Raw genomic sequence first — 26,171 nt, 5'->3', positions numbered from 1 at the left:
ACTAAAGTTTATGGCTCTACTTTGAGCAGGTACATTATTTTAAAATATTTTAACGTCTTTTGTAGCGTCTAATAATTGCGATAGATGCTAAGATGATTACTGAAACTAAAGCGATAAATGCAAACAGAAATCCTAATGGGATAAAGCCGAATGATTCCACCAAATAACCGTCCTTATCTATATAGCTTCCATTGACATTATATGCAATAACGCAGAGAATGCAACCAATAATGGAAACCAAAGCTGTGCCTTTTAAAAAAGCTGTCTTTTTGTCATTTTTCCATTTTTTAGCGATTTTCCCCAATAATTTTGCTTCTTCCATGTTATTTACTCCTTTTATCTCTGTATCATATTTTTTTAACTCAGATTTACATTCTTCGCAATTTTCTAGGTGTTCTTCAATCAATTTGCGGCTATCCGTGCTACATACATTGTCATGGTAAAGTGGCAGCAAATCTTTAATGATATCACATGATATTTTCATAATAAATCCTCCTTCAATTTTATTTTTGCACGGTAATAGGTGACGCGTGCCCAACCTTCGGTTTTTCCAAAAAGCTCGCCTATTTTCCGAAATGACAGTTCTCCGAAAATTCGCAATGAGAAAACTTCTTTATAGGGCTCTTCCAAATTGTGCAGTGCTTTATGAATTTCGAAGGCTTCTTCTCGATTAATAAATCCGTTCTCAAAATCACAGGTTTGCTCCTGTTCAATGGAATTGCCGGTCACTAATCGCTGTTGCTTACTGTAAAATGTAAAGTAAGTATTTTTTGCAATCTGGCAGAGCCACACACGTAGCTTACATTCTCCTTTATAGGAATCAATACTTTTTAGCGCTTTGAAAAAAGTATCCTGTGTGACTTCCTCAGCCACTAATGAATTTCGACATAAGGAATAAACGTATTTATATACATCATCGAAATATTCGGAATAGATCTTCTCAAACTCTGGCATGTCACCACCTCACTTTCATAGATAAGACTAACGAGTATTGAATTCGTTACAAATTTTAAAAAATATTTTAAGCCCCAAATTTATAATAAGGACGGGGAAATCCTGGATATCATTGTGTTCTAGGTACAGGAACCTAGAAATACTATCCAAACGTTGATTTGCTAGGCTCTTCGCTTGTTCCTAGGTATGTGTTAGCGGGAATCCAGGTTATCAAGTGGTCTACCTTCACTTAAGTGGGTATCAGATGAAGGAAATGACTCAGAGTATTGGACATACTCGCAAAACAATTGGTGGCTATGTCGCTTCTTATCGGAAAGGTGGGATAGTAGCATTGACCCATCGATCCCTCGACATTCTCAAGGTAGACATCGGCGATTGAACAAAATTCAGGAAACTGAACTTAAAGAGATTAACGGAATCCAGCGGTCCTAGCAAACTGCAACACGAATAACCCTACTACGATATGATATCCATATTGTAGCAGGGTTATTCGTGTTGCAGTATATAACTGATTATTTGTCACTTATGTTAGATTCGCTTGAGCTGCGATAACTCCTGTCAAATCAGGGGCGTGGTAGAAGCCACTCTCATCCTCTAGTTTTACCATTCTTTAGGCTCGTAGTTTAACTCTTGGAATAACTGAGCCTTCTCCTTCTTGGACAGGTAGCGCCATTGTCCCACTGGAAGATTGTCCAACTGGATATTCATGATGCGGATTCTTTGCAATCGGTAAACGTTGTATCCCAATTCCTCACACATGCGGCGGATTTGACGGTTTAGTCCTTGGGTTAAGATGATTTTAAAATCATATTTTGATAGCTGCTCCACTTTGCAAGGCAGGGTGACCGTATCCAATATTTTTACCCCTTCTGACATCTGCTTCAAGAATTCAGGAGTGATCGGACGGTCTACAGAAACAACGTATTCCTTCTCATGCTGGTTCTCAGAACGCAAGATTTCATTGACGATATCGCCGTCATTCGTGAGTAGGATCAAGCCCTCGGAATCTTTATCGAGGCGCCCAATATGGAAAACCCGAAAGGGATGGTTGACCAAATCGATAATATTTCCCTTGACGCCTTTTTCGGTCGTGCTCGTGATACCGACTGGTTTGTTCAAGGCAATGTAGACATTGTTACGGGCTACGAAAAGCTGGTTGCCGTTTACGCGGACATCATCCCCAGGCTCGACTTGGCTGCCGATTGTTGCCCGCTTTCCATTGATCGTTACACGCCCCTCAGTAATCAGCTTGTCGGCGCCTCGTCTGGAGGCTTGGCCTGCTTCACTTATAAATTTATTAATACGCATGTGGACACTTCCTTAATCCAAATATATTTTGTTCCTTACCTGGTCGAAAAACATCTAGGCGGACAGGTGACAATCAATAAAAAATAGCCGGATACTTGCGAAAAACCGCAGCGTATTCGTCTACTTTTTATGTTTCTGGCTTGTTGTCAATCGTAGTAAACTGCGTCCAGGAACAGTCCGTGAGAAGGCACCGTCATCCCAGCTTCACTTCTGATCCCGCTCTTGATGATGGCGTCAATATATTCCGGCTCCATCGTCCCGGCCCCGATTTCCAAGATCGTCCCCATCATGATACGGACCATGTTGTAGAGGAAGCCTTCCCCTGTGAACGCGAAGTGCAGCAGATTGCCTTCTTGCTGGATCGTAATGTCATTGATTGTCCTGATCGTTGATTTTTTCGACTTCTTAAGTGAAGAGAACCCGAGGAAGTCATGGGCTCCGACAAGCTTGCTGCAGGCCTCGTTCATTCTGTCGATATCAAGGTGTCCAGGGTAATGGTAGCTGTAGTGGCGCTCAAATGCGGAAGGCACGACATTATTCCAGACATGATAGCTGTATGTCTTTCCGGCTGCATGATAGCGGGCATGGAACCTTTCCGGAACCTCTTCCAGCTGTTTGACGACAATGTCGCGCGGAAGATAACGGATCAGATGGTCCTGCATCGCTGTCAAATCCATTTTGGATGTCGTCTTGAAATTGGCGACTTGCCCCCGTGCGTGGGTCCCTGCATCTGTCCGGCCGGATCCGATGATTTCAATCTCTGTCCCCGTCATTGCCGACAGGATATTCTCTATTTTACCTTGAATAGTTTTGTCCGAATCCCCAAGCCTTTGCCAGCCCAGGTATCTGCCGCCATCATACTCGATCGTCATTTTTATATTTCTCATTTTATCTCCCTTAAACATCGGATTCTGTGCATCGTTACATGCCGTATACTCCTGTATTATACCGAATATGGTTCCGATTTGGGGTGTTTTCGAAGAAACTTTGAATTTTTTAATCAGATCCTACAGGCAAGGTTTTCTTCAGTACGATTTTTTTGTTCCCTATTATTAACATTATTACTATTAACGAACTGATTAGTTTAAATTAAAACCAGTGACAGTCACCTTTTTCATTGAATCAATTTTTTGTTGCTGTATGAATTCAAAATATAAGAAAAAAGGAGGTAGGCAAGGAGAAAGCGTCCATTTTTCAATAGGGCGGTAATACATTCTCCAACTACGCTTTATGTAGAAGTGGAGGACTCCTTACCGAAAAAAATGAATAAAACATTAGTAACAACCCTATTTTTCCTTTCAAGTCTTCTAGTATTGGGTGGAAGTGACGGTTCCACTTCCACAACGAGTGTCGTGGAGTCAATCGGGAATGCGGCTCAGAAGAACGCGGAACTGGACAATGCCCGGTTTGAGATGCTCTTATACATGGAGGGTGCCGCTGAGCCACTCGACCAAAGCTCGGTGGGGACTTTCGTGAAAAAAGCGGAGTCTGATTATGACTGGTATCAGAATACTTCCTTTGAGGAAGCAAATACTACGGAAATAGCTCAGATAGGCGGAAAGCAGTATCAGAAAATCAGTGTGCCTGGGCAAGCGGAAACGCAATGGGTGGAGGTTCCATCAACCGGATTTGCTTTGCAAGACCTTTTGAGATCGCTCTTTGAGAATGACCTAGTGGAAGCGGATATTGCAGAGAGCCAAGTTGAGGATAACGGAAGCAGCAAGGAATATACGCTTACCATGAGCGATACCTATGCCGAGAGGATAAAAGCGGAAAATGTGGAAGCGATTCAGCAAAACATCGACGCATTGAAACAGAACAACGAAGAAGCGATGGTTATCGAGGGAATGGAAACCTATCTCCAGGCGATACAAAAGACCTGTTGCCTCAGATTGCAGAGTAAGGTGAGCCTTCGATGTAATCTGCAAACTGAAATTGGATTTTGTGATTTCCTTTAGTGGACTCGTAAATCGTAGGGAAATAAACAAACAGGATTACCTCTCCAAAGACGTAATAGATATTAAAGATCCTTGGGTGCAAACGCGACCCAAGGATCTTTAATATCTTAGTGAGTTGTTATCTTATTGATGCATAAACAGTTCCACTATAGACTGAGTAATACATAGTACCGCCTGAAAATTCAACCGTATAGCTGTTTACTAATGGTAGCGTTCCAGTCCAAGGCGTTAGATAACCACTTGGCTCGCTTACGTAAATATAACTTGCTAGATAAGGACTACCATAATTTTGTTGCTCCTGTATTCTTGGTCCAGTTCATCTTTTCATTGACATCGCGTGCCTACTCAATGAACCTGAGGATCTGCCGGTGTTCGTAGGAAGCTCTCCTCGCTATGTGAATGTGAAGTTGGGTGCAACTCAAAGTATTACGAGTAAAATTGGGAACGAAATTTGGAAGGGGAGATACCTTTATAAAGCGAAAATTGTCTCGAAAAATGAGTAGAATAGTTAAACCCAACAAGATAGGCTATCTCTTCGATGGAATAACTAGTTTTTTTAAGTAATTCAGCAGACTTATTTAAGCGATATTGAATCAAATAGGTTTTTGGACTAACGTTTTTAAATTTTTTAAATAATCTAAATAAATACGTTCTTTCAATTTTTACAGTAGCGGCTAAATATTCGATATTAAATTCAGGATTAGCATAATCCTGCTGAATTAAACTAATGGATTTTTCAACGTACCTTGCCGCTTCGCTTAAACTATGAATCATTTCTTCTTGGTATTGAGAAGAAAGCAAATCGATCACTTGGTAAGCCTCGCCTAGAGCAGAATAGGGTTTATTTTCTTCAGAAAAGTCAAAAACGTTTTTGAAATGATGATTCATTTGATAGGCATCTGTAAATTTGTAAACATAATTAGAAATAGAATCTTCGGAATCTGAGAGTAACAATCCGCAGTCCTGGAACACTTTTTGACAACCCGATCCTTTAAAACCAATCCAGCGGTAGCTCCAAGGATCTTCAGTTGAAGGGTAATAATTATTCTTTGTGTTTGGAGGAATAATAAATCCTTGATTTTCTTTTAAAATAATATGCTCATCATTAATATAAAAATGTCCTTCTCCTTCTAAAATAAAATGAATCAAGTAATAATCGATCGGTTCGTATTGATAAGGTTCTCTTAATTTAACGTCTTCATACCCACACTCAAAAACAAAAAATTCGTTATTCAGCTTTTCATTGGTTGAGAACGTTCCCACAGCATTAAACATTTCTTCCCTCCGTAAACAACATAATGTCAAACATATGCAACATTCATTGATTCCATAATACCAAACTAAACAGTAAGATGAAAGCGTAGTCAAGTAGAGGAGTTAATTAATTTTAACAAATTTAGGATTACTAATTAGCTAAACAAAACGCACAAGGAGGGTTTTTTATGAAGGAAACACGAGACAAGATAACACCGATTTCATTTTTACTAATGACATTCACAGCGGTATTTTCATTCGGAACCATTATTAATGCAAGTGCAAGCATTGGATTGCTAGCCGTTCCAACCTTTTTATTTGCAACAATTTTTTACTTTTTCCCTTTTACATTAATGATTGGGGAATTTGCTTCAGCAAATACCGATTCTGAATCAGGCGTGTACAGTTGGATACGGACATCGCTTGGAGAAAAATGGGCATTTCTGGGTTCGTGGTCTTATTTTTTTGTTAACTTGTTTTTCTTTGTCTCTTTGCTTCCTCAGACACTCATTTATGCTTCCTATACATTTTTAGGATATAACATATTTGGAGGAATAAATGCAACTATCCTTATTTCTGTACTATCTATTATCCTCTTCTGGTTAGCAACATATGTATCAATCAAAGGGGTGTCTTGGATTTCTAAAGTCACAGGCTTATCAGGAATTGCAAGAATACTGATGGGAATAGGTTTTATTATCTTAGCTTTAGGAGTCGTCTTTATCTTTGGCGAAGCACCTGCCCAACAGCTAACTAGTGAATCTGTAACGATGAATATGAACTGGAATTATTTAACAACAGTAGCTTGGATTTTACAAGCGGTTGGTGGAGCTGAAGCAGTTGGAGTGTACGTGAAGGATATCAAAGGTGGGAATAAATCCTTCATGAAGACAATTGTTATGGCAGCTTTATCGATAGGCGTAATCTATGCATTGGGTGCTGTTGCTGTAGGTATGATTTTACCTAGCGAAACCCTGCAAGGAAATTATTCCAACGCTTTATTCGATGCCTTTGCTATATTAGGAAATCATTACGGAATAACAGCTGGAGTTACTCGTACTGTCGGCTTTATTATGCTTCTCAGTTCAGTTGGTTCGCTGGTGCTTTGGACTGCAGCTCCAGCTAAAATTTTATTTTCTGAAATTCCAGAAGGTATATTTGGCAAATGGATTTCTAAAACAAATAATGAAGGCAACCCAATAAACGCACTATTGGCGCAAGCGGGTATTGTCACAGTGTTGATGATTATACCAGCTCTAGGAGTGGGATCCATTGATACATTCTTGAAAACGCTTATTAATATGACGGCAGCAACGTCGTTGATTCCAGTCCTCTTCTTATTGTGGGCATATATTACAATGCGTATTAAGAAAGATGACCTACCAAGATCGTTTAAAATGGGAAATCAAAAAACAGGTATCATGGTCGGCATTATGCTTTTAATATTTTTTATATTCGCATTTGTCGTTTCAATCTTACCTTCTCCATATGCATTGATGGCTTACTTCAAAACAGGGTTTATAGCTGAAGGCGCTGCTAACCCAATCTTCACATTACTGTACAATGCTTTAGGAGTCATTATTTTTGTAGGGTTTGCGTATGTTTGTTATATGAATTACGAAAAAAAATTAGGCGGTGCTTTAGATGCGGACACTAAAGAAGTGGGAAAATAATAAAGTAGACAGTATAAATAGAATGGAAGCAAGAGCAGATTATAAAAGTTATGTAGGCAGAAGTGAATATGAAACCAAAACAAAAACAGGAAGATATTATGAAAATTTAAATGGGGAATGGGACTTCTTGTTTTTAGATGCACCAGAATATAGCCCGGAAGATTTTTATAAAACCGCTTGCGATGTTTCTCAGTGGGATAAAATACAAGTCCCTGGAAATTGGCAAAGACAAGGGTATGGAAAGATGCACTACTCAGATTTGTGGTATAACTTCCCCATTATCCCGCCCTATGTTCCAACTGAAAACCCTACAGGTATTTATCGGAAAACATTTAAAGTGCATTCTATTCAAGCAGAGCAACAGTATATCTTACGGTTTCAAGGCGTTGATTCCGCTTTTGAAGTGTACTTAAATGACCAATCAATTGGTTACAGTAAAGGCGCTAGAATCCAAAGCGAATTCGACTTAACCGACTATTTAATTGAAGGGGTCAATATGCTGACTGTAAGAGTCTTCCAATGGTCGGATGGCACTTACTTGGAAGATCAGGATATGTGGTGGCTAAGTGGAATATTCCGCGATGTTGACATTACGACTCGGCCAAAAGAAGGGCTGTATGATTTTGTGATCCGCACTAATTTTGACCAAAATTTTGAATCAGCTACGCTAACTGTAAATCTGACATTCACTCAGCAATCATATCAAACGATTACGTATGAATTAATGGATTGTGATGGAAATAGACTTTTTAAAGAAGCAGTAACGGGCGAAGAAAGTTTCGTCAAAACAGTTGAAGAGCCACAAAAATGGTCGGCTGAACAGCCATATTTATACGAACTGCTAATGACTGTTGAAAAAGACGGACAAGTTATTGAAGTCGTCACTCAAAAAGTCGGATTCAGGCAGATTGAAGTGCAAGGCAACTGTTTCTTGGTTAACGGCGTAGCGATTAAATTAAAAGGGATGAATCGCCATGATTATAGCCCGACAGAAGGAAGAGTAACGTCCAGAGAAAGTATTGAAAATGACATTGTTTTGATGAAACAACATAATATTAACGCTATTCGAACAGCGCATTACCCTAATTCACCCTATTTTTATGATTTATGCGATACATACGGAATGTATGTGATTGATGAAACAGATCTAGAATGTCATGGCTTTGAATTAACCGAGGACTATAAATGGATTTCTGATAATCCAGAGTGGGAAGAAGCGCATGTAAACAGAATTAAACGCACCATCCAAAGAGATAAAAACCATCCGTGTATCATAATGTGGTCACTTGGGAATGAATCGGCATTTGGACATAACTTTAGAAAAATGGCGGAGTACGCTAAAGAAACAGACCCAACCAGATTAGTTCACTACGAAGGAGATTTTGAAGCGGAAGTAAGTGACGTGTACACAACTATGTATACGTGGTTAGAAAGAACAGATGACAAGTTGACGATGGATAAAGTCATTACGAACACGAAAAAACCACATATCCTTTGTGAGTACGCTCATGCAATGGGGAATGGACCAGGAAACTTGAAAGAATACCAAGATATTTTCTATAAATACGATCATATTCAAGGTGGGTTCATCTGGGAGTGGTTCGATCATGGGATAGAAACCGTGACCGAAGATGGTGAAACGTATTACAAATATGGTGGAGATTTTGGAGACGATCCTAACAACGGGAATTTCTGTATTGATGGAATGTTAATGCCGGATCGGACGCCATCTACGAGTTTGATAGAATACAAAAAAGTTATTGAGCCAATTGAAACAAAAAGTATAGATAAAGCAGCTGGTTTATATAAATTGACCAACAGACTGGATTTTAATAGCTTAGCGGACTATCAATTAATGATACGCTTTTATGAAGACGACCAGCTGATTGAAGAAAGACAAGCAGATATACCTGAAACGCCGGCAAGAGGAACAGCGATGATAAGAATTAATTATCCAGCAATCGATTTTAAAGCAGGCGCTATGTATACAGTTCATTTTGTATACCAATTAAACGATGAAAAAATGTGGGCGCAACAAGGCTTTGAAGTAACTAGAAGTGTGTTTACTTGGCGCAAAGAAAACCGCCAACCGGCTGTGACCGATAATCAAGCCAGTAAGTTAACAATTGATGAAGATACAGCCTTCGTTACAGTAGTGGGCGAACAGTTTAGTGTTCGATTTGATAAAATTAAAGGGAAGCTATTACAAGCGTATTATCATAATGAAGAGGTTATCGAAAAAGGGCCTGAAATGAATTTTTGGAGAGCACCAATCGATAACGATATGTATATTTTAGAGGATTATAGAAAAAAATACTTTATGCATTTACCGCATGAGTCTATTCGTAAGGTTGAATGTGAAGTAAATGATGAAGCCTTCGAAATGCGTGTAAATTCATTCTATGGTACGACTAATAGTGCCTGGTATTATGAACTCGACTATAAATATGTAGTTAATAAATTCGGGAAAATCAGTTATTGTATCAATGGTATTGCATCCGGGCGTAAGAAGCTTGCTCCTCCAATGTTGCCTAGACTAGGAGTCTCACTGCGTTTGTCGAAAGACTTTGATGCCGTTTCTTGGAGAGGCTTGGGTCCTTTAGAAAACTATTCTGACTCTCGTCAAGCTGCTTATCCAGGAGTCTTCACAAGCACTGTTGATGAATTGTTTGTTAATTATGTGAAGCCGCAAGAAAATGGGAACCACATGGATTGTGACTGGGTAGGATTTTCGAATAATGATAAAACACTATTAGTAAAAACAGATGAAGAATTTGATTATAGTGTATCCAGATATGAATCTGAAGATCTGGAGAAAGCTAAACATACCATTGATTTAAAAGAACGTGATTATCTAGTCTTAAATATCGACGCTTGTCAAAATGGTTTGGGAAGCAATTCATGTGGACAAGACCAATTAGATAAATATCGTTGTAAGTTTGAAGATTTCTCATTACAATTCAGTATCTTACTAGAAGAAACAAAAGGGAAGAATATTTCAGAACTTGCACGAAAAAAATAAAGTTATGATATCGCGTTAGTGTTGGGATATAAAATATCTTCTTGGCGTAGGTTTGATAGGATGTCACATAATTTAAAATGCCGCTGATTCACCATTGGAAATGTAGGGGCTGCCTCAAAACTAGAAGATACGATTCTAGTTTGAGACAGCCCTTTTTGCTGCTCCCGGCCTGAGTGCTGCGCAGGTAGGCGCGTATCCGTTATGCTTCTGATTATGTTATTTTCGGGGCATCGAAATGACCAACCGCTAAAACAACCAAAGGGCGGCAGGTGATTTGTGCGATTTAACCAAATTCAAACCCGCCTATTTTTGGTAACGTTATCATATAGACTGGTAAGGGTTTACGTCGAAACAGGATCAGCTGAGCTGGTCAGTGCTATCGCGTATTTCGATTGGTTATCACTATGGAAAATGAAGGAGGGATTTTTTTGTCTGAAGAAACATTAATCAAAGTGACTACCGATGCGTTGCACGCATTGATCCAAAACAAACTCCAGGCAGCTGGTTTGCCGGAAGTCCAAGCTGCCGAAACCGCGAACCATTTGGTGTATGCGGACTTATGCGGCGTGCATTCCCACGGCGCCGTCCGGGTGGAGTATTATTCGGAACGTATCAATAAAGGTGGCATCACTTTGGAGCCTGAAATCAGATTCGAAAAAACCGGGGAAAGCTCCGGCGTTTTCCATGGGGATAATGCGCAAGGACAGTACGTGGCGAACTTGGCCCTGGAACCAGCCATCAAAATGGCGAAAGAATCCGGTGTGGCGGTAGTCGGCGTGTCGAGATGCGGGCATACGGGCACCTTGTCCTACTATTTGCGCAAAATTGCCGAAGCGGGATTGGCCGGCATGGCGATGACCCAGTCAGACCCGATGGCAGTGCCTTTTGGCGGCGCAGAAGTCTACTACGGGACCAATCCGATTGGTTTCGGCGCGCCAAGTGCAAACGATACGCCGCTGATTTTTGATATGGCGACCACTGTACAGGCCTGGGGAAAAATCCTGGATGCCCGCTCAAAAGGCCGTGAAATACCGGCAGACTGGGCTGTTGACGAAAACGGGCAAGCCACAACCGATCCGCATGCGGTAAGGGGATTGATGCCCATCGCAGGCCCTAAAGGTTATGGCCTGATGATGATGGTCGACATCTTTTCGGGTGTCCTGATGAACTTGCCTTTCGGGAAACACGTCAGTTCCATGTACAATGACCTGCATGCCGGCCGAAATCTGGGACAACTCTACATAATCCTCGATCCAGCACGTTTTGGGGATGCCGATACTTTCAGACAGCACATCAGCCAAACGATGGAAGAATTGAACGCCATCAAACCAGCAGCGGGCTTTTCAAGTGTCCGCTACCCCGGTCAAGGATCCAACGAGCGCTATGAGAGAAACAAGTCTCAAGGCGTGGAAATTCCGGAATCGATCATCAATTACCTGAAATCCGATGTGATCCACAATGACAACTATGAAGGGCTAAGTCCCTTTGCTAACTGATTTTTTGCCGTAGAGAAAAACAGAAGTCTCATTTAAGAGTCAGTACCTATTTGAAAGTGGAGGCTCTTTTTCTTGCCGACCGAATCATCTTAAGACTTCAAGTGGATGAAGGTGTTATTCATACGCTGAAGTGCATCGTTTGTGGTAAAATGGGTCTGTAAATAACAGCGCTTCCTTTTTGTGCGAATACGATGCAAACGACACTATTGGACGATAAAAAATATCCAAGTACAAAGTGGTTCTATCGGGTGTGCCAGTTTCATTGTCACTTTTATTTCTTTGGATGACACAGATAAGGGAGTGTTAAAAATGAGAAGGAACAAAATAGTCATCTACATGCTTGTGCTATTCGGCCTCATTTTGTTGGGAGGCTGTACCGTAACCGTTGAGAGAGAACCAAAAACAGTTGAGGAAGCGTTGGTAGGGCACTGGGTAAATACTATGGGATCTCCGGATTATTACTTCACTGCAACCGAACTGATCGAAATGGATGATGAGGGTACGAAAATCGAAATGACTTATGTGGTCGTGGAGTCCAATGAGGATGATAACACGATAACCATCCAGACGACTGATTCTAAAGGCGGAGAAGAGGATAAAAAAATTGAATTCTCTGAGGATAGAGAAACAATGAAAGAGACCAGCTACATCTTGGGTGTCGAATCTGGCACAGAAGATTTTACCTATGTCGACAGCAAAACAAAACCATAGATTGATGGTAGTATTTAAGAGAGTGTAAGTTCCACCAAATTTCTTTGAGAGAAATATTGGTATGAAGGCATGCTAATTATAAAGACCGAAAAACTATAAAAAAAGAGAATAGAATCGATAAAGCGGAAAATCCACAATGGGCTTTCCGTTTTTGTATGCCCAGATCATTTGCGATTTCAAAGTGAATGACGCCGAAAGCTGACGTCCATAAGCAGGAATACTGCCATGCGGAAGTCATTTTTTAGATAAAAAACAAAAAAAACGGACAAATCGATAAAACCGGAAGTCCACTATAATGTCATCCAATCACCATATCCTCACTTTTTCTGAAATTCACCATTTTATTGATAGAAGCCACTGGAAAAGCTTATGTTATAGGCTTTTTTACCTGTTTGTTTTGTCGGGAAGTGACAGCCTATGTGAGCTTATTCACACAGTGGTCGTAGCTTGGCGGAGGGTATGCAACGAAAAGAAAACACTCATCATGTGCACGATTTGTAGTCAGAAGCCCTATTTTCGGGGCATATAAGCAACGAACCAGCCTATATTTCAGGATGTATTCCTATAGGTGCAAGTCATATATTTTTTTTGGCGGCGTTATCATGTTTTTGCGCATAATACCAATTGCATGTTACATATAGTCCCATTAGCTGTGAGAATCGAAATGACTATCTTCTTTTTGGACTATATAATTTGTTCCAGAGTTAAGAACAAATTAGAAATTTCAAATCAAAGGAGATCAATTAAAATGGAAATCAATATGGCGGACACGACTTTCATGTTCCTCGCAACGGTAATGGTCCTGCTGATGACCCCAGCTTTATCTTTATTTTACGGAGGGATGGTCAGAGCAAAAAATGTTCTGAGCACAACCATGCATAGTTATGCAGCTATTGTAGTTGTGGTAATACAATGGATACTTTTAGGTTATTCCTTGTCATTCGGAGGAGACAACGCAATCATCGGCGACTTTTCATTTGCTTTTCTTAAAAATGTTGGTTTCGCACCTGTCGATTATGCTCCGACAATCCCGCATCAGCTATTCATGATGTTCCAATTGGCATTTGCGATCATCACCCCTGCAATCATTTCCGGAAGCGTTGCGGAAAGAATGAAATTTCCGGCGTACTTGGCATTTGTATTGCTGTGGACAACCTTAGTCTACGATCCGATCGCGCATTGGGTATGGGGCAACGGCGGTTGGATCCGTGAAATGGGTGCCCTCGATTTCGCAGGCGGAACGGTCATTCATGTCAGCGCTGGAATCTCAGCGCTTGTGGCTGCAATCTTTGTAGGAAAAAGAACCAACAAAGACTCTGTCCGACCGCATAATATCCCGATGACGATGATTGGCGCCGGTCTATTGCTGTTCGGCTGGTTCGGCTTCAATGCCGGCAGCGCACTCAGCATCAACGGTATTGCAATGAATGCCTTCATCACAACAACCGTATCAGGAGCAGCTGCTGGATTCAGCTGGCTCATGTGCGAATGGGTTCTGCACAAGAGACCGACTGCTTTAGGCTTGGTCAGCGGAATCATCGCCGGGCTTGGCTCGATTACGCAAAGTGCCGGTTACGTCAGCCCATTCTCGGCGTTGCTCATCGGTTTCGTCGGCGGGATACTTTGTTTCTTCGCTGTCACTGAATTGAAAAAGAGAATCGGTTATGATGATGCACTTGATGCGTTTGGCTGTCACGGAGTCGGCGGAATTTGGGGCGGCATCTCAGCCGGGATTTTCGCGACATCCACAATCAATCCTGACATAACCGGTGGGTTGGTGGACGGAAACACGACACTGCTGATCGTTGAAATCATTAGTATCGTTGCGGTTACTGCCTACTCAGCTATCATTTCCTTTGCCATCCTGAAACTGATCAGCTTCGTTATGCCGGTAAGGGCATCCGAGGAGGAAGAGGAAGATGGTTTGGATTATTCCTTGCATGGTGAAACGGCTTATGGTTCGGTCAGCGCTGCAGGACTTGCTGTTGGTGCGCATGAACCTGTTGCCATTCCGGCTAGTCCAGCCATTTTCCCGAAAAAGCAGTTCGGTACAGAAGTTGTAGCTATGGACGAAGCCGTTGTTGTGGAAAACCACGCGACAGCACTTCCTAGCAACAAGGTACATAAAACGGGTAAAATGACCAAAGTGGAAATCTTGATCAATGAAAGCAAATTCGATCATTTGAAAAAAGCATTGAACGGCATTGGCATCACTGGTATGACGGTCGTGAATGTGTTTGGTTATGGCGTGCAAAAAGGACATACGACTTATTATCGTGGGGTAGAAACCGATGCGGATCTGTTGCCTAAAGTCCGGGTGGAAGTCGTGATCAGCAACGTGCCGCTTCAACAAGTGATCGAAACTGCCAGAAAAGCTTTGTATACAGGGAATATCGGCGACGGAAAAATATTTGTCTATGATGTTGAAAATGTCATCCGCGTAAGCACCGGCGAAGAAGGGGCGCAAGCATTGACGTACAATGGCGATTCAGAATTATTGCGTGCGACTTCCTGATCAAATTAAAGTACTATATAAGGACCGAGAGGTTGAAAAGTTTGTCTCAGGTCCATCAAAATTAAAAAACGAAGCGCTTGCCAGAGGTTGATTCTGACAAGCGTTTCTTTTTTCCGATTTCAGAAAATAGCTACGCAAATTCAAGATACCGTATCGATACCGCTTCCATGCCCTTTGGCGGTATAATGAATGTATATTTATAGAAGAAATCGCGACCTTTTGCCGCAGGAATAAGGGGTGGGGAAGGGTGCACGAACGAGCAGATTTATAAAGGAACAGAATCCAGGAGGTGGATTTCTTGGCTAAGAAAACACGCAATAATGCAAACGGAATACTACTATTGAAGAAATGGTGGTTTTGGTTGATTTTTGTTGTTGTGGTCGGGATGATGGCTGTATTCGGTGGGGGAACGGATACGGCGGAAACAAACGCATCCAATACTGCAGCGAAAACCGCAATAGCTAACTTTGAAGAGCTGGCGGCTGTAGAAAGTACTGAACAAGCCGAGGCGGCTGAACGGGTAGAGGCTGCCGTTCAAGCGGCGGAAGCCAAGGCTGATGCTGAAGCTCAAGCTCAAGCCAAAGCTCAGGCAGAAGCAGAAGCTAAACTTAATAATCCTGAAAATTACCGCACGGATATTACCTACGATCAGTTGGCCCAGACACCGGATGCTTATTATTCTGAAATGATAGCCATGTCCGGGCGGGTCATTCAAGTGATGCAGGGCGAGGGTTCTTCGCAAATGCTGGTGGCGGTTGACGATACGGAAGGAGCCGTCATGTTTCTGGGATATGAATCGAATATCACCGAATCTGGAATTTCGGAAAATGCCCTTATCAAATTTTATGGCACTGCGGCTGGGACGATAAGCTATGATTCCACCATTGGAGAAACCATAACGGTGCCCGCTGCCTTCGTGAATATGCTGAAGCTGCAATAATTTGTGTCCGAAAAAATGATGCTCGCTAAGGCTTGGCAGAATTATCCGATGAAACGAGTACGCTATTGTTTGTGCAAATTTCGACGCATGGGGGATGAAACATGTTTACGCTATATGAACCATCTGAACAGAAAGTGCCGATCAAGATTTGGCTTGAGAATATTGGCCAACTGGATAGAATTTGTCTGGAGCAAGCAAAAAATCTGGCTAATCTGCCATTTGCCTACCAACACATCGCCCTCATGCCGGATGCCCACGCCGGGTACGGCATGCCCATCGGAGGCATCTTGGCTGCTGAAGGAATGATTGTCCCGAATGCAGTCGGGGCCGATATCGGTTGCGGCATGACTTTTGTGCAAACCAATATCCCAGCGGAAATCCTTATTACACAAGAGACGCCCGATGGGAAATTGGCGCAAACCATCGTCAACACTATTTTGCGCAGCGTTCCGAACGGCTATGAGAAGCACAAACGCAAACAAGCAAGCAATGTTGTCCAGCAGTTTTCTTGGTATCTGGAAGAACAGGAAAAGGTGGGAGCAACCAAGGAACTTGCCCATGTGTTGAATGAAGCCTATTTCCAAGCAGGAACGCTCGGCGGCGGGAATCACTTTATCGAGCTGCAAACAGATGAACAGGGATTGGTAGGCGTGATGGTCCATACCGGTTCGCGGAATATCGGGGATGCTGTCTGTCATTATTTTGATGATAAGGCGAAGCAACTGAACATACAGCAGCATTCACCCGTTCCTCCAGAGTGGAATTTGGCCTATCTACCGACGGACAGTGACATCGGAAAGGAATATATCCGATGGATGGAGTTTGCCATGGCGTTCGCCAAAGAGAACAGGGCGAAAATTACGGGGATTGTCATCGAAATCATTCGTAATCTGGTTGCTGAACATGCAGATTTTACCGAGATTGAACTATCCGAACCGATCGACTGCCACCATAATTATGCCGCTTATGAAGAACATGCCGAGAAGATGGTCTGGGTTCATCGGAAAGGGGCCATCCGGGTCAGGGAAGGAGAATGGGGGATCATCCCAGGCGCAATGGGGACGAGTTCCTATTTGGTCAAAGGGAAAGGGAATTCGGAGAGTTTTCACTCGTGCTCGCACGGAGCCGGACGCCAGATGAGCAGGAAAGAGGCGATGGGAAAGTTCAGTGTCGAGGACACAATCCTCGACCTTGAATCGAAGGGGATTTTCCTGGGGAAGATAAGGAAGCGCGATTTAGGGGAAGAAGCCCGGTTTGCCTATAAAGACCTCGATTTTGTCATCGCCAATGAACTGGATTTGATTGAGCCTATCCGCAAACTGGAAACGTTGGGGGTTGTGAAAGGATAGCCGGTGATCGCAAAACAGTAAAAAATATGTCAAAGAAGAGGCCGTCTCATTTCGAGACGGCCATTTCCTTTTTTATACAATTACGCGGAAATAACTGTAAAAATCAACGTTAATCAGTGATAACCCAGTACTGTGAGCCATCGCTATTACGATCCATAAATCCATATTCAATAAAATAGCGGCGCACCGTCACATAATCATCGTGAGCCGTTTTAATGATGTCGTTGACTTCCTTTTCAGAATATTTCTTGCCTTGATCAAAACGCTTCAAAATATGCTGCAGCACCATAATTTTTCGTTTTTCCTTGCTTGGGAAAATATCCACTGCCCCATCTAATCCGTTTTTGAAATATGTTTGCAGTACTTTTTCCCGTTCATTTTCTGTAATACCATAGCGTGAATCCACTACTATTTCCTCCTTGTTAATATGGCTATCTTTCATGGGTACTCTGCTGTTTTCCAGGTTGGCCATCAGCGCAAGAAAAATTTTTGCCTGCCTTTCCTTTTCCTTCAGCTTGAATCGATGTTGACGAATGGTCGAGATACTTCCCGAAGAAGACCGCTCCAATATTTCCTTATCGGATAGTCCTTTATGAAACAGCTGTAGCATTTCCCTTTGGATGTCAGATAATCCTGTATATTTTTTATCTAATTGAATCAATGTTTCGAAAACAGAGCCATGCGATTGCTGTATGTGTACGAGCGTAGCCTTTTCCGCTTCATAAAGCACCTCTCCCATTGGATAGATGATGCCCTGTTGGTAGGTTTGACGACAAAATAAGCAGGCGTAGCTTTTAGCATGCTGATCAAATCGATAGCCGTTCTGTAATTCTAATAATGTGCTGTTGTCAATCATAAAACCATCCTCCTACCTTCGTTATTTGTAAACAATTATATAATATGTTATTTAATTTGTAAACTAAATGTGTTTTTGTTTATTAAATATTGGGTTTGGGATAGGTTTAACTTTCCAAGCCAAACAGGTAGTCGCAAAATTGGAATTCAAAAGCTGCCTAATTTTTGTAATATCCTATTTTTCTGGGATAATGAGTGTAGAAGAACTGTGCTTTTTTAAGAAGGGGAGGAATAAGCTGATGGAATCTAAAATGCCCCCTAAAGTCAATAGACAATGGTTGAATTTTGCTGTGACAACTGCAATTTTTCTGATTGTGCTGAATTTTTTTAATTTTCCCGGTGTGGATGAAAATGCGGTAACGGAAGTGGATTATAAGACATTTGTCACAATGGTGGAAGAAGGCGGTGTAGAGTCAGTCCTCGTAGAGGAAAACCGGATAGAATTCACAGCGCTGGACGATGAAGGGGTAGAGAGCACCTTCATTACCGGCAGGATGGAGGATCCTCAGCTTACTGACCGGCTGCTGCTGACTGATGTAAAGTTTGAGAAAGAGATTGTCGAAGAAAGCTCTCCGCTTGTCAATTTTTTCCTGATCTGGATTCTGCCTCTGGCGCTACTGTATGTATTCTGGGGATTCATGATGCGCAGGCTGCAGGGAAGAGTCGGGGGAGTCGGCAGCGAAATGAAATTTGGCAAAAGCAATGTCAAAATATATGCTGAATCTGAAACCGGAAAAACATTTACGGACGTAGCGGGACAGGACGAAGCGAAGGAAGCGCTGTGGGAGGTAATCGATTTTCTGCATAATCCCGAAAAATACCGGGAAATCGGGGCCAAGATGCCAAAAGGGATTCTGCTTGTCGGACCTCCAGGGACCGGTAAAACACTGCTTGCCAAAGCTGTCGCGGGAGAAGCCAGAGTGCCTTTTTTCTCGATATCGGGATCTGAATTTATGGAGATGTTCGTTGGTGTGGGAGCTGCAAGGGTCAGGGATCTGTTCGATCAAGCTCAGGCAAAAGCTCCCTGCATCGTATTCATTGATGAAATCGATACAATCGGCAAGAGCCGCAATCTGTCGGGCATTACCGGAAATGATGAGCGGGATCAGACACTCAATCAATTATTGAATGAAATGGATGGTTTTTCCTCGGAAAAAGGTGTGGTTATCCTGGCGGCAACGAATAAACCTGAAGTTCTGGACAAAGCGTTGCTGAGGCCTGGACGGTTTGACCGGCGTATTCCCCTTGAACTACCGGATATTGCCGGAAGGGAAGCGGTTCTGGTGGTTCATGCAAAATCCGTTAAAATGGATGAAGATGTCGATCTGAAAGAGATTGCCCGAGATACACCCGGCAGCTCCGGAGCAGATCTTGCCAATCTGATTAATGAAGGCGCTCTCCATGCTATAAAGGAAGGACGCAGCAAGATAAACCAATCCGATCTGGAGTATGCGTTGGAAATCATACTGGCCGGATACCAGCGGAAAAATGCGATTCTCTCGAAAGAAGATAAACTGGCGATAGCCTACCACGAAATCGGGCATGCGATTGTTGCCGCAAAACAGACTGATTCCGCACCAGTCAATAAAATCAGCATCATCCCAAGGACATCCGGAGTTCTCGGCTATACGATGCAGTCTGAAGAGACGGATCAGTTGTTGATGAGCCGGGAAAAGTTCCTGAATAAGATCATCACCTACATGGGCGGCCGCTCTGCCGAGGAAGTCATCCTGAATACGATCACCTCCGGGGCAGAAAATGACATAGAGGCCGCAACGGCTATTGCACGAGCGATGGTCACACGCTACGGTATGAGTGAAAAATTCGACATGATGGCCTTGGAAACAATCAACAATCCTTATCTGGGAACCGATGTGACCTCACTCGTATCGAATGAAACCTCTGCGAAAATAGATGATGAGGTTTTGCGCATCATCAAATTCGCTCATGAAAAAGCTAAGGAAATCATCAGAGAAAACTTACCGAAAACGCATGAACTTGCAAACTATCTGCTCGAAAAAGAAACCATGACCGGCGAGGAATTCATGGAAATGCTGATGAAAGAAGAATGAGGAATCATGAGATATCCAGAATTCGTATTAGTGAAGGCTCGGAAAAGAGGGAGAGGAAAATGCTTGCTTTTGCACAAGGGCAGCAAATGAGTCAAAAATGGATTATCAAAAAACAATCCGCAAGCACATCAATTTGACGACGTGCTTGCGGATTTTCTTGCCAATAAATGATGAGCTTTTCTACGATTTATGGCATAATAAAAATCATAAGCATCAATCAATGCTTCAGGAAGATTCAGAAGGGGGACAGCATGAAAAATACGAGAATATTTGGGATGTCTTTTGCCAGCGTCTATCCGTTGTATATCCAGAAGGCCGAGAAAAAAGGCCGCACGAAAGAAGAAGTCGATGAAATCATTTTCTGGCTGACCGGTTATGATGAGACGACTCTGCAACAACTGTTGGATAATAAAATCGATTTTGAAACCTTCTTTGAACAAGCACCAGAACTGAATCCAAATGTTTCGCTTATCACAGGGGTCATTTGCGGTTACCGCGTCGAAGAGATCGAGGACAAACTTATGCAAAAGATCCGTTATCTGGATAAGTTGATCGACGAGTTGGCAAAAGGCAAGGCCATAGAGAAAATACTGAGGAAATAGGTTATACACGCAAGAAAAACATAAAATTAATCAAGCTAATGGAGGAACTAGGATGGAATTCAAAAATGTTACAGTGATCAAAGAAGCAAATGTGTATTTTGACGGGAAAGTGACCAGCAGAACGGTTCTGTTCGAAAGTGGAGAGAAAAAAACGTTGGGCTTCATGTTGGCAGGCGAGTACGAATTCAACACCGATGCTGAGGAAATCATGGAAGTCTTGGGCGGCGACATGTCGGTCATGCTTCTGGGTGAAACGGAATACACACTCTACAGCAAAGGCCAAAGCTATGTCGTTCCCGCAAATTCTTCATTCAAAATGATCGTAGAGAAGTATGTGGACTATTGCTGCTCATACAAAAACGACTAGAATTGAGGCCTCACGTGTGTAACACAGTGCAGGTAAATCAATTGATTTCAACAAAATAAACCAGCCTGAAAACGGAAATTCGAACTTCCGTTTTCAGGCTGGTTTTTTATAGTGTACGGACAAAGATTGTTTCATTATCGATTTTCAGCTGTTAAATATATTCAACGATTCCGCTTTTGAGAAGCTCTTTCCTCAAAGCTTCATTTTCAGACCGTAGTCGCTTCACATCGGCTCTCAAAATAGAATCATGGTTTCGGATTGTATTCATGATAAACCTCACTAAGACGAGAACAAGCACTATTGAAATAATAAATTGTATTGTCAGCATGATTTGGACCCCTCTTTCCGGATTTTTTTGCTACAAATACAGAATATCAGTTCATTATGTAGCTCAGATGAAGATGCCAAATCTCCATCCAATCTACACATTTGTTCGGTATATTAAGACTATCAATTTTTAGTTATTATCCTTTGAGGAGGAAACAAAAATGAACATGACTCATTATATGTCTTTATTAGCTTCAAATCAGCCTTGGAATCTGATCATTTTCATGGCCATCCCTGTGATATGCGCGGAGACGTTGACGATTTCAGAATTTTTCATTATTTTTGACAGGGTAAAATCGGGTGGACTGAGGTCTTTGAATAAGGTCGTCGGAGTCTTTGCCGGCTTCTATTTTACGGGTATTTTCTTCTACCTATTGTTTAACGCGGTAATCCCATTGACTACCACAAACGGTTGGCATACGTGGGTCGACGTTGTGGCAGGGGGCTTCTACTTGAGCGGTGTCCTGTTCCTTTTGCCGATTGCATTAATGGAACTGGGTATAATATTCAAGAATAAAACCGATGAAGAGAAGATGAAAATCCACTTCATGCTGGTCGGTGGCTTCCTGGTCGTTGCCCATATTGCCATGATTTTCGGCATGGTGAATCCTGAAATCATCGACAGTATGGCTGTGATGCCAAGTATGTTGCAATAATAAGCAAGATTCTCCAAAAATAATACAAAAAGAAAGACTGACCCGGGCATATTGAGGCCTTGGTCAGTCTTTCTTTTTCTAGTCGGTATGCGGCTGATAACCAGAATTTTTGGTTTATTCCGTTAATGTACCGACAATCGGTAGCCCATCCAAAACGGAGCTGCCATGCGGAGAATGGCTGATGGCGGTGGTGCAGTCAGTACCCGCCTGTACCCCATGATGGTTCCCATTTTGCCATTGAGATTCATTGGTGACGTCGTAGACGGTGCCGTCAACGGCGACATAGGCGTCATTCCCATTCTTTCCGTCATACTGTGCTAATTCATCTAGGGTAAAGGTTTTTGCATTCGCTTGGCTACTTGAAGAGGCAGCGGCGCTGGATGACGATGCAGCTTCCGAGGATGTAACGGATGAACTGACAGCGACACTTGCGTTGGTGGCTGCCGGTGTCGTTCCGCAGGCCCCGAAAAGTAAGCCTGCACCGAGTAAGAGGCTGATCATTTTTGCTTTGTTGTTGTTTTTCATTTTAGTTTCTCCTTTTTTTGTACTTTCGTCATTCTTTACAATCCAAATGACTCGAAGTGGATTTTTTGTTTTGGGACATTTTTAGAAACCAGCGCCGATTCAATGGTGTGCATGAATCCTTTGGGACCGCAAAGGATAAATTCGCTGGTGGTATAGGGAACTTCAGCGGATTCGCAAATGGCTTCGGTTTTTTCCGCATCCAAGTAGCCGTTATGGGTTGAATAAAAAGGAACGAAGGTGAAATTGGGCATATCTTTCTGGAAAGAAGCTAGTTCCGCTGCATAGGCAAGTTCATTCTCGTTGCGTAAACTCCAGATGAGCACCGCTTTATTTTTTGCATTTTTTTTGCGCAGGCTTTCCAAGATGCCTAACATAGGTGTAATACCGACACCGCCGGCGAACAGCACGAGGCTTTTATCCGTGCTTTGGATGTCTTCTAGTGGTTGCCCTAAGCCGCCATAAGGACCTTCGACGGTCACTTTCGTCCCTGCCTTGATGCGTTGCATAATGTGCGTATAGTCTCCCGAGTCCTTGATCGATACGGAAAGGGCACGCGGATTTTCCGGTGCGGAAGTCAAAGAAAATGGGTGTTCTTCAAAACTATAGTTTCCATCCAGCACTCTTAAATAGATGAATTGTCCAGCCTTGTAATCAAAGAGCCGTCCGTTTTCAGCTGCCAGCGTCAAGCTGACAATCTGATCGTTCTCATTCACCACATCGGTTATGGTATAAATATTTTTCTTCAATAAAATAGGCCGGATCAGCTTATGGTACACATAGAAGCCCAAAGAAATGATGAAATATAGGGCGTACAACATAGTCAAAGTCATATCGCCCCGAACCAAGTAGGCGATGGTGATGACATGCACAGAAAGCGCGATGATGGCAACGATATTGAAATTATGCAGGAACTTCATGACGCTGTATTTGGAGAAGAAAAAATTGCCTAATGTATCCTTCACCATCTTGATTATTTTGATTTTCCCTAGCCAGTTGGTCATGAAGAATACGGAAAATACAGTCAGCAGCAGGAACAGCATGATGGCAAAATCCCCGAAGACAGTCGAAAATTCAAACTCACCCCAAGCGAAACTAGCCCATTCTTTATGCATTAAGCCCAGAGCCAGAGCAACGATAGCCATGATACCGTGGAAGCGATGGAACTTATCTAGGCTGAAGTATTTTTCGATGAATTTGGGTCTTGCGGCCGTTATCAGTTCTGATAACAGCCAAGTGTAGCTGATGATACCGATAAAAGCAGGAGCTGCGAGACTGAAATTTAGCCCTTTTAGCGAAATAAAGGCAATGGGTACAGGGCTCAAAAAATAAATGGCGAGAATCATATATTGAATCACTTTTCTTTTCATATGTGTTTCCTCCGATTTCTTATTTATATTTATTATAGATAAGGAAATTTAGGATGGTATGAAGGTAAGCTGAAGATTAGCTGAAAATGCTATTTTTCGTTCTGTGAGCAAACGGAAGCGTGCTACAATGAAGTAAAGAGGTGAACGCAATGGATGGGAAGAAAACGCGCGTTTTGGTGGTGGATGACGAAAAGAGCATCCGCGATTTTTTGACGATGGGGCTGGAAGACGAAGGATACAGTGTGGAAACGGCAAAGGACGGTATGATGGCGCTGACAAAGATGCATGCAAATCCTTTTGACATTGTCATTTTGGATGTGATGCTGCCGGGCATGGATGGCTATGAATGCTGCCGTATGCTGAAGCAGAAATATGATGTTGTCATCATCATGCTGACCGCGAAGGACCAGGCGGAAGATACGGTAAAAGGATTGAAAACCGGAGCAGATGATTATCTGGCCAAGCCATTCAGTTTTCTGGAGCTGCTGACGCGGATGGAAGTCCGCCTTAATAGCCGTTTCCCACAAAAGAATACAGTCATCCGCAAGGGGCCTTTTTCGGTCGATGATGCCCGCCATGAGATTACGTTCGAGAATGAAAAGCTTGATCTGACCCCAACGGAGTACAAGCTGATGTGCTTGTTGTTCGATAACGTGAACATCGTCATTTCGAAGGAGACCATCATGAATAAAGTATGGGGCTATGATTATTTCAGCAGTTCGAATGTGGTGGAAGTTTATATCCGCAACTTAAGGGAAAAGCTGCAGGATACGTCGCACCGCTACATCAAAACCGAACGCGGATTCGGCTATAAATTGGATGTGGAAGGATGAAAACGAAAAGCTTAAACAAGCAACTGTTCCAGAGAAGCATGCAGTTGCTGCTGCTGTTTTTGGGGATCATCGGTTTTTTGCAAACAACCTTGATTTATCTCTACACCGAAAATCAAAGGAAAATGGAAGTGGAGAGCTATCTGCAGGCCCTACAGCAAACACCTGACCTGCTCGGTGAAGGAGAGCAGTTGGCTAAAGAAGCGTCAGAGATTGCCGAGAATTTCGCCTCAGATGCGAACATCGTTTTTTATGCGAGCTCCGGAGAAAAGCAAATAATCCACACCAACCGACTATTTTTAAAAAATAAAGAGACAGCAGCATACACTGAGCCTGTATATTATGAGGGGAAAGCGATCGGGACCATAGAAATCATCTATTCCATCCACGAGTCGGTGGAGTTGATGCTTACCCAGCTGATTATTTATGTGATTGCCAGCATCGTCATTCTATTTTTGGCTTGGCGGTTCTATGGGCGTATGTTGAGGAAAACGCTGGCTCCTTTGGATAGCGTCATTGCCTCGGTTTCTGAGGTTTCCGTCGACAATCTGGATGAACCGATAGTTATCGCAGATGCGCAAGCGGATATAGCCAAACTGGTGGATTCGACCAATGAGCTGAAAGTAAGGCTGCATGATTCCTTTCAGCTCATTGAAGAGAATCAGCATAAATTGCAGCAATTCGTTTCCGATGCATCGCATGAGTTAAAAACGCCGCTGACGACAATCCAGGGCTATTCGGAAATTCTGTTGCGGGGAAAACTAGATAATCCTGAAAAGATACGCTATTCTCTGGAAAGCATGCTTGATCAGACGAAACGTTTGACGTATATTGTGAACGAATTGCTGGAACTTTCAAAATTGGATCGGAAGGTACAAATGGGGAAAGATGAACTGAACCTCAATGATGTTCTAAAGGACCTGTACCCCTTGTTAAAGATGATCCAAGAGGGGCGGGAACTGAAGCTGACGGTGGGTGGGATACCGAATGTTCTGATGAACCGCAAAAAAATCGAGCAGGTTATTTTAAACATCGTCCAGAATGCCATTTTCCATTCCGATCCGAAGACGCCGATCATGATCCACACCTACCAAGAAAATGAAAAGGTCGTCATGGCAATCACCGATTACGGTGAGGGTATTGCTGAGAAACATCTGCCGCTTATCTTTGATCGCTTTTACCGTGTAGACACCGATCGTTCGCGCGAAAGCGGAGGGACGGGATTAGGTTTGGCTATCTGTCAAGACATTATGCATGCGCATAATGGGGAAATCGATGTACAAAGTATTGCGGGAAAGGAAACGACATTCTTTATCCGGTTTCCTATGATGACTACAGTTAAAACAGTAACTAAAAATCAATAACGTCAGAAGATAATGGCTTTATATTG

General features: G+C 42.5%; 22 protein-coding genes and 1 pseudogene. 15 read left to right on the top strand and 8 right to left on the bottom strand.

All coding sequences use genetic code 11. The features are described from left to right. Positions 1–49: 49 nt before the first annotated feature. Positions 50–484 (bottom strand): DUF3955 domain-containing protein, encoded by a 435-nt coding sequence (locus WBM30_RS03460; protein WP_424899387.1) that lies wholly within the window; start codon positions 482–484, stop codon positions 50–52. Continuing rightward, positions 481–954 (bottom strand): RNA polymerase sigma factor, encoded by a 474-nt coding sequence (locus tag WBM30_RS03455; RefSeq protein WP_424899386.1) that lies wholly within the window; start codon positions 952–954, stop codon positions 481–483. The genes WBM30_RS03460 and WBM30_RS03455 overlap by 4 nt, the downstream gene beginning before the upstream one ends. Before the next feature lie 214 nt (positions 955–1,168). On the opposite strand from WBM30_RS03455, the gene WBM30_RS03450 reads away from it, so the two are divergent. Next, a complete protein-coding gene (locus WBM30_RS03450; RefSeq protein WP_424899385.1) occupies positions 1,169–1,333 on the top strand; it encodes a terminase gpP N-terminus-related DNA-binding protein in 165 nt (54 codons plus the stop codon). Between the two features lie 221 nt (positions 1,334–1,554). Here WBM30_RS03450 and rluF read toward each other — a convergent pair whose 3' ends face one another. Together rluF and truA are read right to left on the bottom strand one after the other, a co-directional pair. Beyond that, a complete protein-coding gene (rluF, locus tag WBM30_RS03445) occupies positions 1,555–2,262 on the bottom strand; it encodes a 23S rRNA pseudouridine(2604) synthase RluF (protein WP_424899384.1) in 708 nt (235 codons plus the stop codon). Positions 2,263–2,408: 146 nt separating this feature from the next. Continuing rightward, positions 2,409–3,149 (bottom strand): tRNA pseudouridine(38-40) synthase TruA, encoded by a 741-nt coding sequence (gene truA, locus WBM30_RS03440; protein WP_424899383.1) that lies wholly within the window; start codon positions 3,147–3,149, stop codon positions 2,409–2,411. Between the two features lie 375 nt (positions 3,150–3,524). On the opposite strand from truA, the gene WBM30_RS03435 reads away from it, so the two are divergent. Continuing rightward, a complete protein-coding gene (locus WBM30_RS03435) occupies positions 3,525–4,220 on the top strand; it encodes a hypothetical protein (RefSeq protein WP_424899382.1) in 696 nt (231 codons plus the stop codon). A gap of 426 nt (positions 4,221–4,646) precedes the next feature. Here WBM30_RS03435 and WBM30_RS03430 read toward each other — a convergent pair whose 3' ends face one another. Beyond that, positions 4,647–5,495, bottom strand: coding sequence for an AraC family transcriptional regulator (locus tag WBM30_RS03430; protein WP_424899381.1), 849 nt, complete (start codon positions 5,493–5,495; stop codon positions 4,647–4,649). A 167-nt stretch (positions 5,496–5,662) separates the two neighbouring features. Here WBM30_RS03430 and WBM30_RS03425 point away from each other — a divergent pair, with 167 nt between their 5' ends. The 7 genes from WBM30_RS03425 to WBM30_RS03395 all read left to right on the top strand — a co-directional run bounded on the left by WBM30_RS03425 (position 5,663) and on the right by WBM30_RS03395 (position 17,180). Beyond that, complete coding sequence (locus WBM30_RS03425) at positions 5,663–7,147, top strand: amino acid permease (protein WP_424899380.1); 1,485 nt, start codon at positions 5,663–5,665, stop codon at positions 7,145–7,147. Further along, entirely contained in the window at positions 7,119–10,169 is a 3,051-nt protein-coding gene (gene ebgA, locus WBM30_RS03420) for a beta-galactosidase subunit alpha (protein ID WP_424899379.1), read from the top strand. The genes WBM30_RS03425 and ebgA overlap by 29 nt, the downstream gene beginning before the upstream one ends. A gap of 404 nt (positions 10,170–10,573) precedes the next feature. Next, a complete protein-coding gene (gene allD, locus WBM30_RS03415) occupies positions 10,574–11,665 on the top strand; it encodes an ureidoglycolate dehydrogenase (protein ID WP_424899378.1) in 1,092 nt (363 codons plus the stop codon). A gap of 309 nt (positions 11,666–11,974) precedes the next feature. Beyond that, positions 11,975–12,376 carry a hypothetical protein gene (locus tag WBM30_RS03410; RefSeq protein ID WP_424899377.1) on the top strand — a complete coding sequence of 134 codons (402 nt, stop codon included), beginning with the start codon at positions 11,975–11,977 and terminating at the stop codon, positions 12,374–12,376. 748 nt (positions 12,377–13,124) lie between these two features. Then, positions 13,125–14,891: an ammonium transporter gene (locus WBM30_RS03405; RefSeq protein ID WP_424899376.1), complete on the top strand. Its 1,767-nt coding sequence runs from the start codon at positions 13,125–13,127 to the stop codon at positions 14,889–14,891. Positions 14,892–15,189: 298 nt separating this feature from the next. Then, on the top strand, positions 15,190–15,831 hold the full coding sequence (locus WBM30_RS03400; RefSeq protein ID WP_424899375.1) for a hypothetical protein: 642 nt from the start codon (positions 15,190–15,192) through the stop codon (positions 15,829–15,831). 101 nt (positions 15,832–15,932) lie between these two features. Then, positions 15,933–17,180 (top strand): RtcB family protein, encoded by a 1,248-nt coding sequence (locus WBM30_RS03395; protein ID WP_424899374.1) that lies wholly within the window; start codon positions 15,933–15,935, stop codon positions 17,178–17,180. Positions 17,181–17,289: 109 nt separating this feature from the next. On the opposite strand, the gene WBM30_RS03390 is transcribed toward WBM30_RS03395, so the two are convergent. Then, entirely contained in the window at positions 17,290–18,036 is a 747-nt protein-coding gene (locus tag WBM30_RS03390; RefSeq protein ID WP_424899373.1) for a DUF2087 domain-containing protein, read from the bottom strand. A 238-nt stretch (positions 18,037–18,274) separates the two neighbouring features. On the opposite strand from WBM30_RS03390, the gene ftsH reads away from it, so the two are divergent. From ftsH to WBM30_RS03370, 4 genes are all read left to right on the top strand, one after another. Next, positions 18,275–20,107, top strand: coding sequence for an ATP-dependent zinc metalloprotease FtsH (gene ftsH / locus WBM30_RS03385; RefSeq protein ID WP_424899372.1), 1,833 nt, complete (start codon positions 18,275–18,277; stop codon positions 20,105–20,107). A 251-nt stretch (positions 20,108–20,358) separates the two neighbouring features. Further along, complete coding sequence (locus tag WBM30_RS03380; RefSeq protein WP_424899371.1) at positions 20,359–20,709, top strand: DUF2200 domain-containing protein; 351 nt, start codon at positions 20,359–20,361, stop codon at positions 20,707–20,709. A 52-nt stretch (positions 20,710–20,761) separates the two neighbouring features. Next, entirely contained in the window at positions 20,762–21,076 is a 315-nt protein-coding gene (locus WBM30_RS03375; RefSeq protein ID WP_424899370.1) for a pyrimidine/purine nucleoside phosphorylase, read from the top strand. 488 nt (positions 21,077–21,564) lie between these two features. Beyond that, positions 21,565–22,059 (top strand): DUF6803 family protein, encoded by a 495-nt coding sequence (locus WBM30_RS03370; RefSeq protein WP_424899369.1) that lies wholly within the window; start codon positions 21,565–21,567, stop codon positions 22,057–22,059. Between the two features lie 114 nt (positions 22,060–22,173). On the opposite strand, the pseudogene WBM30_RS03365 reads toward WBM30_RS03370, so the two are convergent. Together WBM30_RS03365 and WBM30_RS03360 are read right to left on the bottom strand one after the other, a co-directional pair. Beyond that, positions 22,174–22,401 (bottom strand): annotated as a pseudogene (locus tag WBM30_RS03365) (cytochrome b5 domain-containing protein); the annotation flags it as partial. Positions 22,402–22,619: 218 nt separating this feature from the next. Continuing rightward, a complete protein-coding gene (locus WBM30_RS03360) occupies positions 22,620–23,951 on the bottom strand; it encodes a ferredoxin reductase family protein (protein WP_424899368.1) in 1,332 nt (443 codons plus the stop codon). Positions 23,952–24,100: 149 nt separating this feature from the next. Here WBM30_RS03360 and WBM30_RS03355 point away from each other — a divergent pair, with 149 nt between their 5' ends. Further along, positions 24,101–24,784: a response regulator transcription factor gene (locus WBM30_RS03355; protein ID WP_424899367.1), complete on the top strand. Its 684-nt coding sequence runs from the start codon at positions 24,101–24,103 to the stop codon at positions 24,782–24,784. Next, positions 24,781–26,145, top strand: coding sequence for a sensor histidine kinase (locus WBM30_RS03350; protein ID WP_424899366.1), 1,365 nt, complete (start codon positions 24,781–24,783; stop codon positions 26,143–26,145). The genes WBM30_RS03355 and WBM30_RS03350 overlap by 4 nt, the downstream gene beginning before the upstream one ends. The last annotated feature ends 26 nt before the right edge of the window (positions 26,146–26,171 follow it).

This window comes from Trichococcus sp. (genome assembly GCF_049684335.1).
Lineage (GTDB): Bacteria > Bacillota > Bacilli > Lactobacillales > Aerococcaceae > Trichococcus.
The sequence above is the reverse complement of the archived record's forward strand: the minus strand, read 5'-3'. Positions and strand labels throughout refer to the sequence as shown.